Annotated in this window: 17 protein-coding genes; all 17 read right to left on the reverse strand. The window is 33.7% G+C overall.

The annotated features are described in order from the left end of the window. Positions 1-16 precede the first annotated feature (16 nt). The 17 genes from KO473_RS23330 to KO473_RS03540 all read right to left on the reverse strand — a co-directional run bounded on the left by KO473_RS23330 (position 17) and on the right by KO473_RS03540 (position 14589). Positions 17-565 carry a hypothetical protein gene (locus tag KO473_RS23330; RefSeq protein WP_085930923.1) on the reverse strand — a complete coding sequence of 183 codons (549 nt, stop codon included), beginning with the start codon at positions 563-565 and terminating at the stop codon, positions 17-19. 141 nt (positions 566-706) lie between these two features. Next, the gene (gene tnpB / locus KO473_RS03465) at positions 707-1039 is read right to left on the reverse strand and encodes an IS66 family insertion sequence element accessory protein TnpB (RefSeq protein WP_005819197.1); all 333 of its coding nucleotides are present in this window, start codon (positions 1037-1039) and stop codon (positions 707-709) included. Beyond that, complete coding sequence (locus KO473_RS03470; protein ID WP_250716458.1) at positions 1033-1275, reverse strand: hypothetical protein; 243 nt, start codon at positions 1273-1275, stop codon at positions 1033-1035. The genes tnpB and KO473_RS03470 overlap by 7 nt, the downstream gene beginning before the upstream one ends. A 263-nt stretch (positions 1276-1538) precedes the next feature. After that, positions 1539-2621, reverse strand: coding sequence for an EpsG family protein (locus KO473_RS03475; protein ID WP_122130493.1), 1083 nt, complete (start codon positions 2619-2621; stop codon positions 1539-1541). Then, positions 2622-3767 (reverse strand): hypothetical protein, encoded by a 1146-nt coding sequence (locus tag KO473_RS03480; protein WP_005819193.1) that lies wholly within the window; start codon positions 3765-3767, stop codon positions 2622-2624. After that, the gene (locus tag KO473_RS03485; protein ID WP_005819190.1) at positions 3764-5071 is read right to left on the reverse strand and encodes a hypothetical protein; all 1308 of its coding nucleotides are present in this window, start codon (positions 5069-5071) and stop codon (positions 3764-3766) included. The genes KO473_RS03480 and KO473_RS03485 overlap by 4 nt, the downstream gene beginning before the upstream one ends. 23 nt (positions 5072-5094) lie before the next feature. Further along, on the reverse strand, positions 5095-5970 hold the full coding sequence (locus KO473_RS03490) for an alpha-1,2-fucosyltransferase (RefSeq protein WP_122130492.1): 876 nt from the start codon (positions 5968-5970) through the stop codon (positions 5095-5097). 10 nt (positions 5971-5980) lie between these two features. Then, positions 5981-6568, reverse strand: a complete 588-nt coding sequence (locus KO473_RS03495) for an acyltransferase (RefSeq protein WP_005819186.1) — start codon at positions 6566-6568, stop codon at positions 5981-5983. 60 nt (positions 6569-6628) lie between these two features. Further along, positions 6629-6979: an SMR family transporter gene (locus KO473_RS03500; protein ID WP_005819184.1), complete on the reverse strand. Its 351-nt coding sequence runs from the start codon at positions 6977-6979 to the stop codon at positions 6629-6631. 6 nt (positions 6980-6985) lie between these two features. Further along, positions 6986-7585: an HAD-IB family hydrolase gene (locus KO473_RS03505; RefSeq protein WP_005819183.1), complete on the reverse strand. Its 600-nt coding sequence runs from the start codon at positions 7583-7585 to the stop codon at positions 6986-6988. Position 7586: 1 nt separating this feature from the next. Then, the gene (locus KO473_RS03510; protein WP_032537447.1) at positions 7587-8465 is read right to left on the reverse strand and encodes a UbiA prenyltransferase family protein; all 879 of its coding nucleotides are present in this window, start codon (positions 8463-8465) and stop codon (positions 7587-7589) included. A gap of 11 nt (positions 8466-8476) precedes the next feature. Further along, positions 8477-10117 (reverse strand): hypothetical protein, encoded by a 1641-nt coding sequence (locus KO473_RS03515; protein ID WP_005819180.1) that lies wholly within the window; start codon positions 10115-10117, stop codon positions 8477-8479. Between the two features lie 78 nt (positions 10118-10195). After that, entirely contained in the window at positions 10196-11521 is a 1326-nt protein-coding gene (locus KO473_RS03520) for a lipopolysaccharide biosynthesis protein (RefSeq protein ID WP_232303417.1), read from the reverse strand. Then, positions 11522-12598 (reverse strand): dTDP-glucose 4,6-dehydratase, encoded by a 1077-nt coding sequence (rfbB, locus tag KO473_RS03525; RefSeq protein ID WP_005819176.1) that lies wholly within the window; start codon positions 12596-12598, stop codon positions 11522-11524. 1 nt (position 12599) lies between these two features. Continuing rightward, entirely contained in the window at positions 12600-13169 is a 570-nt protein-coding gene (rfbC, locus tag KO473_RS03530; protein ID WP_005819174.1) for a dTDP-4-dehydrorhamnose 3,5-epimerase, read from the reverse strand. Positions 13170-13182: 13 nt separating this feature from the next. Then, positions 13183-14070 carry a glucose-1-phosphate thymidylyltransferase RfbA gene (gene rfbA / locus KO473_RS03535; protein WP_216035084.1) on the reverse strand — a complete coding sequence of 296 codons (888 nt, stop codon included), beginning with the start codon at positions 14068-14070 and terminating at the stop codon, positions 13183-13185. 36 nt (positions 14071-14106) lie between these two features. Further along, entirely contained in the window at positions 14107-14589 is a 483-nt protein-coding gene (locus KO473_RS03540; protein WP_005786323.1) for a UpxZ family transcription anti-terminator antagonist, read from the reverse strand. Positions 14590-14591: the final 2 nt, after the last annotated feature.

Consider the following 14591-nt stretch of genomic DNA (forward strand, 5'->3'; position numbering starts at 1 on the left):
CTTTTAGGATTACTGTTCAGGCTGAAAGTTTTGAACGGTCGCATTTATGTTCGATAGGAGCACCTACGATTTCTTTCTTATAGGTAGCACCCTTACGGCTAGGACCTGAATAAACAGGAGCAGAGGTTACCACTGAAGCCGTTTTGGCAGGAGTTGTAGGAGCGATACCATCAAAATCTGAACGATCATCGTTTCTGCCTTTCACAGGTTTACCTTTATCGATGCACTTACGACTCTTGGAGGTGTTATAATGGTCATTATTAACCACCCCCAAACGTTCTTCAAGCTTATTATTAGAACGGGCCAATTCCGCATTCGCCTTGCGAAGCTGATCTAACTCATCTGCCATCATAACCATACGTTCAAGCATCTTACTTTGCTCCCTGGAAGTTGCCTTAAGTTCCGATAAATCATCTAACACACGGTTCATCTGCTCCTGCTTCTCTTCCAACTGACCGAGAAGGAAGCGTACGTAACGTCTCATTTCATCTGGCTCCATATCGGCACAAGGATCGGTACAGACAGAAGAAGCATTCAACTCCCGCCTCTCGAGATAATCTCGCATTAATATTCGGCTATGTAATTCCTCTTGATCCATGGCCTTTATTTGACATAAAGATACTCAAAATCAAAGAACTACACATACAAAAACTATTATAATACACTGATATATTATTATTTAACATGCATGATATATGCTAACATTCTATAAGCGTATGGACTTAATAACAGGACTTTCAAGCACGGATACAAGGCTCTGCCAGTCAATCTTATAAACCGTAATACCTTCTTCCAACTCAATTCGCATAAAACGGTAACCGTTCGTAAAACTCTTCTCATGCAAATAATAGGCGTGACGTTCGCAATGGATCATTTTAACCTTCTTTTGGTCTTTTGACATGAAAATATAAACATCCCCTTGAAGAGGATCACGGTGGTAACGCGAACGGATGATTTCTGAAACACGAGGAGCCTTGCAACGCATATCGTGAAAGGTAGGAAGATAATAGAAATTCTTCAAACCGGAAATAGTCAACATAAGCCCTCCAGTTTCTCTACCAAATCCTTCAAACCATGGTAGTCTAAATTGCTTTTACGGATATTCAGACCATCACAAATCTGAATGGTGACCAGGATATTGCCTGGGTTCATCCGGGGATTAGTCTGTATCAAACCCGACTCTGCACAAACAGGAGCGAAGGATTCTTCCACAGGGAAAGCAGAAGAAGGAACACCTTCAATCTGAACTGGAACGATTTTATTACGAATTTTCAAAAACCAAGTATTAAAATCATGATAAGGAACACCTTAGCTCAGGCAAAACGAATTGATCGAAAATCCTTTGGGTTCACCCTTAGTCTTGTAGAGGAATCATAACTTTTCAAAAGCACTGCTGCTGTACATAAAATTATTTTTTAGTGTGCAGCAAAAGTAAAGAGCAAATCGAAACAGGGCAAGACGTCATTTTTGGACGCTTACTTTTAACATAAATATTTTTATTAATTACAATTCAAAATTCATACATATGATTTCTTGCTTTATAACTGAAAAATTGTTTTATAAGGAACATATAAATCATAATAACTTCCGAAAAGAGTAATGTAAAATCTAAATAATAAAAATACTGAAATAATAGCATACAAGACATATCTATTATTTGAAGAAACATTTTTAAGTAGCAATGGCAACAGAATTACTTGAACAATATCATACGGAAAGGAAAAACGAACAAAAACAATAGAAATAGATGCCATAGAGAAATACAAAATAGCTCCAAACCAATAGAGATTTAAATATCCACGAAAAATTAAGTTTTCTTTCATCTCTTTGGATGAAAAATATATCAATAAAACAAATATAAACAATTTATTAGCAATTCCCCTTATCAACACTTCACCCAGAGAAGATTGACTCATGCCCCCCCCATCTTCCCCTAGAGCCAGATATGTTTCCAATTTATGCTGTATAATCCCACCTACAAGAGGCAGTATACTATTGAAAACAGACACCAAAAAAATCGAAAAGAGAAAAGACATCAACAAAAAAAAGAACATCTGTTTTACTGTGATTCTTAGTCTGAATAAAAAATAGGCAAAGACAAATACAAACGAGGTTGAGTGAAACAAAGTGGCGATATAAATACAGATAAAAAACAACCACGTCTTTTTATTAACAAGAAATGTTGTTGAATAAAACAATAAAGCAATAGCGACAGTTTGTCGTATATAGAAAACATTTGCAAAAGAAATGGACCACAAAAAAAACAGACTAAACAATGGTAAAGGTGAATATTTAAGTATAACTTTAGTCTGGAAAAAAAAGATAATGCAAGAAAATACGAATAACAGAATCGTATAATTCCCAAATGTTAACTTTATAATCTCATTTATCCGCGCAAAACCAAATTCAAAATCTGAATCCTGAAAATAATAAAAAATATGATTGAAATATTCATAATAACCATCCCAGTCGGTTCCAGTTTCCCATCTGACAAAAGAGAGAAAAAAAAGCAGAAAAGTAGATATAGCAAAAAGAAAAAAAGAATGTTCTTTTTGGAGATTATTAATCTCTAGTAATGAAAAGACAAACAGACAAAACCAAATAAGAAAATAAAAGAGCATCTATTTCTTTATTATTTCTACAAAATCTTCAAGAAATGCTTCTGGAGATATTTTTTGTTTTATATCCAAGAAATTAAAAAAGTCATTCCCTCTCTTTAAACCACTTTTTATAAAAGAAAAAATATTATCAACATTATCAAACAAATATCCAAATCTACCATATTTATCAAAAAGATAAGTAAAGTACTCATTCTTTATAGAAATAATCGGAATCTCTTGCATAATGGCATCGTATATAGCTCCACTAGCAGTCAAACGATATGAATCTACTGGATAGAAAAATAGAATATAATCTAGTTCACTAACATGTTTATCAAATGATTCTCTAGAACACATACCTTCTCCCACACATGGAAAAATTACATTAACAGCATTTAATTTATCATAAACATCACCTTCTGCTTTGCCAATAACATAAAATTGTAAATTTTGCAATTTTTCAGCTTTCACCATTTGTAATAAGCTTATGTACTTGTCGGCACCTTTATTGACACTCATTGTTCCTACTGTACCTAATTTTAACACAGATGAAAAGGTACGAATATTTATAAAAGAAGTAGTCTGTATATAGGGATGATCTAATACATAAATATCGACAATCTTCTTTTTCAAATAAAATTCCAGATTTCTCTTTATACTATCTCCCATTAAAAGCATCTTTAGCGAATATTTGTCACCTCTAAAATAGTGAATAATTAAAAACTGCAATATTTTTGACAATACACCATACTTTCTACTTTCCTGATTTGTCGATAACAGCTCAAGTTCACCATGCAAACAGAGTAAAACGTTACGCTTTAGTAACATATTAATTCGATTCAATATAGATGTAGAAAATGAATTATTAAAAACATAAATCAATACCGAATCGCGTTTAGAAATAAATAATATAACAATATTTAAAATAGCACTCCATATGTATGAAAGCAATAAAAATAATCTTTTCTTTTGCCCAAAGCAATAGATACTATGTTTATGTATACCTGAATCCTGAATATTAGCCAGCTCACAATAATTGGCAAGAGTCTTTTTATCTGAAATAGCAACAACTTCATCACTACACAATGTACAAAGTTTAAGTATAGAAGCATTATAAATTTCATGATGATTCCCTTTTGAGAATGTATTAATATACCATATTTTCATCGGTCAACAAATAAATTAGATTTTTTATACTTCCAATCATACATGAATATATATGTTTCATACCTCGAATAGGCACGAAACAGACGAATAAGTAATAGAAAGCGATTCATCCCTAACACCTTTTTTAGAATATGCATTATGATATTCACCCAAAACAATTTTCTGGATATATTAGGCACATTATACCTAGATATCTTGTCAACCATAACAGAAGACTTATCTAATAAATTATGCTTTCCTAATTGTCGATAGAAAGAAGTTTCCCCCCTTATATCAAACGGATTGCCAAGAGTTCTATCTTTATTCAAACATGCTCGAAAAATTCTACGATAAAAAGAGATAAGAGGAGTCCCATTACTAAAATAATTATAAGTATAATCCAATCCAATATAGTGCTCAAACAACTCTCTATTTTCCAATAAGAATTCTTTATATTTCGAAAATAAATAATCTATATCAACATAGTTAATATCCTCTTTTATATTATTTTGGACAATATTACCTTTGAGGATTTCTCTATAATTATAGCCTGAATAATGTACAAATACAAGTGGTACTTCATTCTCAATACTACTATTTCGCTGGATGACGTATGCATTTCCATTATCATAGACTTTTATGGCTCTCTCAAAGAAATTCCAAGGGGCCACATTACATCCTAAATTTCTATAAATCAGCAACTTTTCCGAGGTAAAAAAACATGGTAAAAAATCCATCCATTTTTGATCTGTAAAACAGGAATCCAGTTGTTCATTAAAACAATAGTTAGTAAGTCTCAAAGACCACCAATCCAAAAAAGAATAAACTTCAGGCTCTCCTTTCAGAGCAAGAAATCCTAAATTATATACTCCAGTAGTAAGAAAGCTATTTTCTGACAACTCTCCATTGTATACCTTATGCAACAAAGATACATGTGGCGTCAATAATATAGAGTATTTATCTAATTTTTGCAGAATATCAGAAAAAGTAGAGAACACAAGTATATCCGGATCTAAATAAATGACTTTATCATATTTTCTTTCTTCAAATAAATATGAAAAAATGAAAGGTTTTATAGAGGTACAGAATTCTGTCAGGTTATACTTAAAGGCCATCTCATACCATTGCTCTTCAGGCACATTTTTCAATATTTTTTTTGCCTCATACACATTATCTGGCAGACTATTCTCACTAACATCGAACAGTTCATCAGCAACAAATATCTTAAAATCAACATCCTGATTATATAACAAAAAAGATTTTTCCAGTATTTGCGCCAAACCAATATAATTTTTAGCAACAATTGTAAAAACACAGCTACTCATACACTTTACTTAATCTAAAAAAGTTATTCTATTTTATGCCAATTATCTAAATAAATATCAGACTGTTCATCCCCATATACAAATAACTTGGGACATACTATATTCACAGGATGCTCACACAACCAAGCCGCCCACCAACTAAATGTACTATTAGGAATTATTAAGTTAGAGCACTTAGACATTAAATACATATCTTTCCAAGACTCTTCTCCCCGATTCCAATCAACAAAAACAGCATTTTTTCCCAGCAATATTTTTTTTGCCCACTCCATATCGTTTGAAAAGACATAATAACAAATATCACTCAACTTACCCTCAATATAATCAATAGCTTTTTGATAATATTGCTCATTACATACTTTGCCAAATAACTCATAATTTATCCCTGTTAGATAATCTCCTCTCCGAATATGCAGACAAACGCTATTAGGCTCTCGCATACGCTTCTCTATACAAATATTACGCTCATCCAGTAAAGATCTTTTAAAAGTAAACGCTTCTTTTATCTGAGAAGATATCTCAGAATAATATTGAGGATGATGCCACCCACCTACCCAAAAAGCTAAACAATAGGGTGAAGCACTAAGAAAGGATGGATGGAAACTATAATCTAGATTTTCAGTTATCAATTTAATTTTGATTTTTGAGAACAGAACATTAACTTTTCTTATCAAAAAACCAGTCTTATTACTCATTAACAGACGAAGGATAAAAAGCAAAAAGATTTTCTTACATCCCATCTGGCATTCTACACCAAAAACCTTATCTAATTCTATGCCATTATGGTCATTACTAAGGCATATATATGAGGTATGTATACCGTTTTTCTTTTTACTCAGATAAAAAGCATATTGAGACATTTGGTTTCCCAAACCATTATGTAGAAGAATAATATCCATAAGCTTTCAACTAACCCATTTTTCTTACTTTGATAAAAGTAGCAGGATTTCCTCCCCAAACCTGATTATCCGGAATATTTTGGCTAACAACCGATCCAGCTGCAATTATCACATTATTACCTATATGAACCCCTTTCAATATGATAACATTCATACCAATAAATACATTATCTCCAATTACCACATCTTTTGACAACATATTCAATTCATCATTAGGAGTATGCCAATCGTTGGGATTCATAGAATGAAAATCTGAATCTACAATTGTAGTTCCACCGCCAATCAAAATATTGCTACCGACTAATACTCGCTTTGTTGCTACTATAGTAGTATTGCTCATACCCACATTGTCACCAATACATATCAATGCATCTGGATACACAAGAAATTTACATCGGGTGTTTCTTCCTAATGTTGAAGATGAATTATTAACCAAGACCAAATTCTTTCCAGCAATAAATTTACCAGTCACATCAACTTCCAAAATAGGAAAACCTATCACTCTTAGTCCTCTGATTCGACTCAATGTTTTAAAAAATAATATACGAGAACAATATGTATATAAATATAGTGTTATAATCGAATACAATTTCTTCATACATAAATTATTTAGTCTCTATTTTTCAATTACAAACATAGAGACTAATTTCCATTAAAATTATCGGTTAATAAAAAATACGCCTACAATAATTAATAGTATTCCGACTATTTTACTCATTGACAAGGATTCATTTAAAAAAGAAAAACCTAGAAATAGAGTAAAGACATATCCTAAACTTACCATTGGGTAGGCTTTACTCAGCTCCATCACAGAAAGCACATACAGCCAACAAAACATACTCAAAGCGTACAAAATAGCTCCACATTGTATATAAGGATTAGTCAGTATCTTCCTTATAGTATTGCCAATATCATTCGTGTATACAATACCACTATTCATACCAACCTTCAATAAATATTGAGCTCCAGCCCCCAATATTATACTAATCAAAGCTAAAAAATATTTCATTACATTCTATTTGAATTTATTATACCACCCCTTATCCGCAAATTCAATCAACTCTTTGTCACCTTTGCTGTCACCATAAGCATACAAAATATAACTGTTTCTATTAGGTTCTAATTCTAATAAACGCCTTACTTTCTCTTCTCCATAACAATTTCTAGAGAGAAAATTTCCCGTCAATTTCCCATTCGAACTTATTTCAACCTTTGTTCCAATAAAATGATTTACTCCTTCCTTAATAGCCCAAGGAGAAATCCATTCGCTAACACTTGCACTAATTATATAAACAGGAATACCTTTCTCTGAATAACTTCGAATAGCCTTCAACGCTTTAGGCCGTATCATTTTTTCTAATATAGGTTCAAAATCTTGACCGACTTTTACAAAGTCTTTATAATCCATACCTTTAAAAAAATATCCGAAAAGTCGCTGCTTTATTTTCCAATTCTGATAAAGACCTAATTTAAACAATATTAAATAAGGAGTATGAAGCAAAAACCCCAAAAAGAACGCCATCGCACCTTTAGAGAAACGTATAAATTCAAGCAAAGTATCTTTTGTAGTAATGGTACCATCAAAATCAAAAGCTACAACAATTTTTTTCTCCATATTACCTGCAATAAATCAATATTCCAAAAGCAAGTACCCAACAAACAATACTCAATTGAATAAAACGATCTTTCATTAACACCTTAGTTGGACTTCCACTTTTAATATCCACAATAGTTAATTGCAAATAACGAATAATACCAGCCAAAACAAAGATAGAAGTAACATATAGATAGGAAGTTCCCATTCTCTCAATTACCTCTCCTGACACCGTATACATAATATAACACACCATTGTGATCGAGGCCAAAATGGTTATTGCCTGATTCATGAATTCAAGATTATATCGATTCACGCTTTTTCGCACTTTTACTCCAGTTTCCTCATAAATCACTACATCATCTCTTCGTTTAGCAAAAGCTAAAAACAAAGCTAAAAGAAATGTCATCAACACAATCCAGTGAGAGGTCCAAATTCCAGTAGCAAATCCTCCTGCCAAAACCCTTAAGACAAAACCTATTGCAATGATAAATACATCTACTAAAGCAACCTGTTTCAACTTTATGCAATAAGCTAAGTTTAGAATATAATAAATGGCCAATACAGTTAATAGATAGTAAAAGTGAGTGTCAATAACAATCAATAAAAGCAATGAAACTACTGCGCAGGCAAGCATTAGACAATATGCTCCTTTCTTTGAGACCTTTCCCGAAGCAACGGGACGCATCCTCTTTTTCGGATGTGCTTTATCTGCCTCTACATCCCAAATATCATTGAAACAATAAATAGAGCTTGCTATAAAGCAAAAAGAAAAAAAACAAATTACGGTTGTTAGTATATAGTTTACGTCTCCAAGATGTTTATCAAAAAACAATGGTAGAAATATGAAAAAGTTTTTTAGCCATTGATGAGGACGAAGTAGTAATATTATATTTTTCATTTTACAAAAGCTCATTTCAAATCAGAATCTATACACACTTCTGGTGCTATATGTAATAGCGTATTTAAACCTATTTTATTTTTCTGTTCTACATAACGAATATTCCGTTCATCCAATTTTATCTTAAAAGCGACATTAACCCCAAAGTTTATATTAGGATTATTAGAGACTCTCACTATGTTAATAGCTTTTTGCGTTTGTAAATAACAATAAATATTTAATATAGAAACAATAATAAATATTGAAAGAATATTAAAAAGAATCACAGTATAAAGAATTCTTCTAAAATGGAGCAACTTATGCGTCAATTGCCCAAATTCGGTAAAAAGCAAAAGTATAAGAGGAAAAGTATAAAAGAAAGGAGTATATCTAGACCACGATCCAGAAGGTAGCACAAAAAGAGAGAAAAATAATAATGTGCAGATAACCAACGATATATTTCTATAGTGCTTTTCCATCTTAGCAAAAGCATATAAGACTATACTTAAAAGCATTAATCCACTAAAAAATACGCCAAACCCACAAGTCCTTGGATCAGGGTTTGCAATTACTTTTAAATCTTCAATATTAAAAAGAAATGGGAACATAAAACGTGCAGAATCTCCCGTTGTTGTACCATGAGAAAACAGAGAGATAAAAACATTTACAAAATCTGAATTATTTCTCATATTAACGGGCATTTGATCAGTCATTATATCCACAGCATATTCCCCCAATAATGGGTAAAATGGATTTGAATGATCCAAATAATTAGTGATATACGGATTGAATCCAGTAAATAGGATACCTATTATCAAAGATATAACACCTATAAGTATTAGACTGATTGCTATTTGATACCGTTTTTGGAATAATAGATAAATCCAATACAAGAATATTGTAAATCCTATCCAAAATGCAATATTATATTTTATGGCTATTGACATAATTATACAAATAGCAATACAACAAACTTGTAAAACATTCAAATCCTTCTTTATTGACAATAACATAGATACCAATATCAACATCAATGAATACAGACTCCAATCAATATAAAAAGTAAAGGCCTGTTGAAATATAACCGGTGAAAATGAAAAAGCCAACGAATAGAATAAAACTTTATAGGATGATTTCAAAATGCCATTTAATGCATTCTTTACAAAACAAAAAGAAGAAATTACTAATAAAAGACTAACAGCCTTCCCTGATTCTATCCTGCCTGTAAAAGCATAAATAACGGCAGATATCGTTTCCATCCCTTTTGCATAATGATTTCCCCACAATGCTAATTCACTATTAAAATTAGGTGCGTGATGGATATAATAAGGATTCCATCCCTCCCGTAACTGAAGTATTATATCCTGATGATAGCTGCATCCATCCCAAGAATAATCAAAAGTAAATGTTGCTATTAATAAAGAAAAAGCAACTAATAATACAAATATTAGAACATTAGGAAACACCTCATAATTATTCTTTTTGCAGTATATCCTAACGAAGCCTATACTACAAATGCAAGATATTAAGAATAGCCAATTATTGATACATAATCCCAAGCAAAAAAGAGAAGACGCCATGATTAATGACATAAACACAATTGACAACAGCCCAACTCCTACAGACATTGAGTCTACAGAGTTCCACAATATTTTTATCTTTTCAATATTCATTTTTGGAGAGCATTATTTTACATATAAATTTATTCTATTGTTATCCACCTTTCGGGATAATAATCTTTAGTTTCATATTTAAACACCAATTACTTTCCGATATTGAAAAATATTAATTATAGCCCCTGGAAGAGTTACAATGCATAAAGCTAGAGCAACCCCAGACACTCCCATCACTTCAAGCAACAGGATAGACAATGGAATAAAAACAATTCCGGCTATAACCAACGTATATAATTGAATATTCAATTTATTCATTCCATTTAAAAAATTTGAATAAAGAGAACTTATAGTCAACAGAAAGACATAGGTAGCCAACAAAACAGTCAAATCAAACGGGACAATCACTGATGTCCCCAACCATAAACGATAAACTATATCAGAGAAAAGAATCATAAAAAGCACAACTACAGCCAACACCATTAAAACTCTATTTAATGTCTTCATAGCCCTTTTTATCCAATCATATTCTTCTCTATTATAGGCTTCATTAACAGCACTCCACATGGGTGACACTATAATTGTAAAAACCATAAATATAATATTAAAATACCGAAAAGAGATGCTATAAGGAGTTACTTCTTCCGGAGAGAGTTTGTTAGATATTATTAAATTGGAGGTAGTATATATCACTAAAGAAGATAACTGTATCAAAAAGAATTTAAATCCTATATCCATCAAACCGCCCATTCGATTCATATTAATAGCTTTTATAGAGGGGGCCAATTCCTTATATTTAATACAGAAAGTTATTGGATAAAAAAGAAGCAAAACAACAGTCGTAGATGCAGAATAGCTATAAGCAACCCATTCCAATCTGGCATCAACATTAGATTTGGCTAGCAAAAAGATAAAAAACAATGACAACAACTGAGATAATAAATAAATGAATCCATTAACTACAGGCAATTGTTTCACGAAATAGACATACGTTATAATTTTCAAGACAAAAGAAACTGTTACGCAAAGAAAAACGAAAATGAGCAAATTTGCGACTCGAATTGCTATGGCATGAGGAATATTTAAAATACTTCCCCAATCAATCCATTGATTTACTAAGACAAAAAGACCAAACAAACAGGTAGCTATTACCAATAACACGAAAAAAGTAGTACTGACATATTCTTTTGCCAATTCCATATCCTTAGCCACCAATGCTTCCGACAACTTATTTCTCAACCCATTACCCAATCCTATATCGAAATAGTCTATCCAAAGCAATATGGAACTGATTGTTAGCCATAAACCATATTCATAAGTATCCAAAAAATGTAAGGTTAAAGGAACCAATACCAAAGATACCAGTATAGAAATCCCTTTAATAATAAAAGACATTATTACATTTAACAATGCAATAGTACTTCGATCATCTTTTTTTCTTATGCTTTTTATATAAGAAATCATTTAGTTCATATCAAAATACATCATTTCATAATACTTTTCATACTCTCCACTCATAATTGCATCCATCCATTTTTGATTTTCTAAATACCACTGTACTGTCTTTTCGATACCTTCTTCAAACTGCAAACTTGGCTCCCAACCAAGTTCATTCTTTAACTTCGAAGAATCAATAGCATAACGCAAATCGTGTCCGGCACGGTCGGTAACATAAGAAATTAAGTGATCACTAGTACCTTCGGGATTTCCCAATAAACGATCAACCGTCTTAATGATTACTTTGATCAAATCTATATTCTTCCATTCATTGAAACCACCAATATTGTATGTATCAGCAACTTTTCCTTTGTGAAAAATCAAATCTATAGCACGAGCATGATCTACTACGTACAACCAATCTCTCACATTTTGTCCTTTACCATACACAGGCAGCGACTTTCCATGACGTATATTATTTATAAAAAGCGGTATTAATTTTTCTGGAAATTGATAAGGACCATAATTATTCGAGCAATTCGTCACAACAGTTGGTAGTCCGTATGTATCGTGATAAGCCCGGACAAAATGATCGCTACTCGCTTTGCTCGCAGAATAGGGACTATGTGGATCGTATTTAGTAGACTCTGTAAAGAATGTCCCATCAAACTGCAATGTGCCGTACACCTCATCTGTTGAAATATGATAAAAGCGTTTTCCTTCATATTTATCAGGAAGAACTTCCCAAGTCAATTTAGCTACCTGCAACAAAGAAAGAGTTCCCATTACATTAGTCTGGGCAAAAGTAAACGGATCTTTTATAGAACGGTCTACATGACTTTCAGCCGCCAAATGGATAACTCCGTCTATTTGGTATTCAGAGAAAATTTCTACCATTTTATCAAAATCACAAATATCAGCTTTGATGAAAGTATAATTGGGAGCACTTTCTATATCATGCAAATTTGCAAGATTACCAGCATAAGTTAGTTTATCTAAATTAACAATATGATACTCCGGATACTTATTTACAAATAGACGAACCACATGAGAGCCTATAAATCCGGCACCACCAGTAATAAGAATATTTCTTTGATACGACATATTAATAAAGCTTTTCTTGATAATTAAATATACAATCAACATCTCTTAGAACTGAATGGCAAGAATCTTTCTCCGAAAGAATTGCTTTTTCCGTGGGTATCTTCCAGTCGATATTCAAATCCGGATCATTCCAGGCAATTGCCCCTTCAGCTTCCGGATGATAGAAATTATCACACTTGTATTGGAAAATAACCTCTTCGCTCAGCACACTAAAACCATGTGCGAAGCCACGCGGAATAAAAAACTGACGGTGATTGCCTTCTGTCAATTCAACCGAAACATGTTTTCCAAATGTGGGAGAACCTTTCCGAATATCGACAGCCACATCAAGAACTGCACCCCTGATTACCCGTACCAGTTTGCTTTGGGCAAAAGGAGATTTCTGAAAATGGAGACCGCGAATGACACCGTAGCTCGATTTGGATTCATTGTCCTGAACAAAAGTCGTTTGACATACCTTTGATTCGAACTCCGTCTGATTGAAGGATTCAAAAAAGTAGCCACGGTCATCCTGAAACAGACGGGGTTCAAGGATAACAAGACCTTCGATTGATGTTTTTATTATATTCATCGGAATAAAAATTCTACTTTATGGATAATTCATCGATAACTTTCAATAGATATTGCCCATATTGATTCTTCAGCATCGGACCTGCCAATGCTTTCATCTCTTCAGGACAAATCCAGCCCTGCCGCAGGGCTATGCCTTCCAAGCAGGCCACTTTCAATCCCTGACGTTTTTCAATAACCTCGATAAATGTACTTGCTTCGGACAAAGAATCATGAGTACCTGTATCCAACCAGGCGAAACCCCGCCCTAAAAGCTGGACTTTCAGTTCCCGATCGGACAGAAACCGTTGATTGACCGTCGTGATTTCCAATTCTCCACGAGGGGAAGGTTGAATGTTCTTAGCAACTTCCACCACTTTGTTAGGATAGAAATAAAGACCCACAACGGCATAATTGGACTTAGGAACAGCAGGTTTCTCTTCGATACTGAGAACATTCCCAATCTTGTCAAACTCAGCTACACCATAACGTTCGGGATCGTTTACCCAATAGCCAAAAACAGTGGCTTTGTTCTCCGATTCGGCTGTATGAGCTGCTTCACGCAACATACGGGTAAAACCCTGCCCATAAAAAATATTATCACCCAAGACTAAACATACAGAATCATCACCTATAAATTCCTCTCCTATAATAAACGCCTGTGCCAAGCCGTCAGGAGAAGGTTGCTCGGCGTACTCAAAACGTACTCCAAAGTCAGAACCGTCACCCAGCAAACGTTGAAAGCCGGGTAAATCGTATGGAGTGGAGATAATCAATATTTCACGAATCCCTGCCAACATGAGTACAGAGATAGGATAATAGATCATCGGTTTATCAAATATCGGAAGCAACTGCTTACTGACCCCTTTGGTGATCGGATATAAGCGAGTGCCCGAACCACCGGCCAAGACAATACCTTTCATCAATATACTTATTAAAATTAAATTACTAGATCGAAATCATTCCACCTCACTCCAAGGATACGGATTCTCTTGCACATCCTTCAGACGTTCCATCACCTCACGCTCCTCTTCTGACAACTCCCTGTCCTGCCACGTATCAATGATGGCCTGAGCTTCCCGGGCCAATTCCTCATCGAAAACCTCTCCGTAACAATAAACCAGCAGTTGGACTTTCAACAGAGAGGCAGGCAGATGTTCCAGTACATCCCAGCAACGATCCAGAATATGTTGGATACGCTCCTCCTTGTCACCGTTATTATAGAGAGTCGCATTATATCCCATCAGGAGCGACAGGCACAACCGGGCCTCTTCTTCATCACTATCACCATGCTTGTCGTACAAAGCATTAGCCTGAGAAAAAACATCACGATTCAGACGGGTGAATTGATCACTGTAGATCGGCCGACCGTCCATGCCTAAGTAGCAAAGTTCATGGGCAGAAGCATAAAGGGCGGAGATTTCGGATTCTAAATAGTTCATAT

It is taken from the genome of Bacteroides sp. HF-4919 (assembly GCF_018860125.1).

Coding starts and splice junctions, on each gene's coding strand:
- KO473_RS03485 (WP_005819190.1), bottom strand. CDS start 5,071: ATGAGTAGCTGTGTTTTTACAATTGTTGCTAAAAATTATATTGGTTTG.
- KO473_RS23330 (WP_085930923.1), bottom strand. CDS start 565: ATGCGAGATTATCTCGAGAGGCGGGAGTTGAATGCTTCTTCTGTCTGT.
- rfbA (WP_216035084.1), bottom strand. CDS start 14,070: ATGAAAGGTATTGTCTTGGCCGGTGGTTCGGGCACTCGCTTATATCCG.
- KO473_RS03515 (WP_005819180.1), bottom strand. CDS start 10,117: ATGAATATTGAAAAGATAAAAATATTGTGGAACTCTGTAGACTCAATG.
- KO473_RS03490 (WP_122130492.1), bottom strand. CDS start 5,970: ATGGATATTATTCTTCTACATAATGGTTTGGGAAACCAAATGTCTCAA.
- KO473_RS03505 (WP_005819183.1), bottom strand. CDS start 7,585: ATGGAGAAAAAAATTGTTGTAGCTTTTGATTTTGATGGTACCATTACT.
- KO473_RS03510 (WP_032537447.1), bottom strand. CDS start 8,465: ATGAAAAATATAATATTACTACTTCGTCCTCATCAATGGCTAAAAAAC.
- KO473_RS03495 (WP_005819186.1), bottom strand. CDS start 6,568: ATGAAGAAATTGTATTCGATTATAACACTATATTTATATACATATTGT.
- KO473_RS03540 (WP_005786323.1), bottom strand. CDS start 14,589: ATGAACTATTTAGAATCCGAAATCTCCGCCCTTTATGCTTCTGCCCAT.
- tnpB (WP_005819197.1), bottom strand. CDS start 1,039: ATGTTGACTATTTCCGGTTTGAAGAATTTCTATTATCTTCCTACCTTT.
- KO473_RS03480 (WP_005819193.1), bottom strand. CDS start 3,767: ATGAAAATATGGTATATTAATACATTCTCAAAAGGGAATCATCATGAA.
- KO473_RS03475 (WP_122130493.1), bottom strand. CDS start 2,621: ATGCTCTTTTATTTTCTTATTTGGTTTTGTCTGTTTGTCTTTTCATTA.
- rfbC (WP_005819174.1), bottom strand. CDS start 13,169: ATGAATATAATAAAAACATCAATCGAAGGTCTTGTTATCCTTGAACCC.
- rfbB (WP_005819176.1), bottom strand. CDS start 12,598: ATGTCGTATCAAAGAAATATTCTTATTACTGGTGGTGCCGGATTTATA.
- KO473_RS03500 (WP_005819184.1), bottom strand. CDS start 6,979: ATGAAATATTTTTTAGCTTTGATTAGTATAATATTGGGGGCTGGAGCT.
- KO473_RS03520 (WP_232303417.1), bottom strand. CDS start 11,521: ATGATTTCTTATATAAAAAGCATAAGAAAAAAAGATGATCGAAGTACT.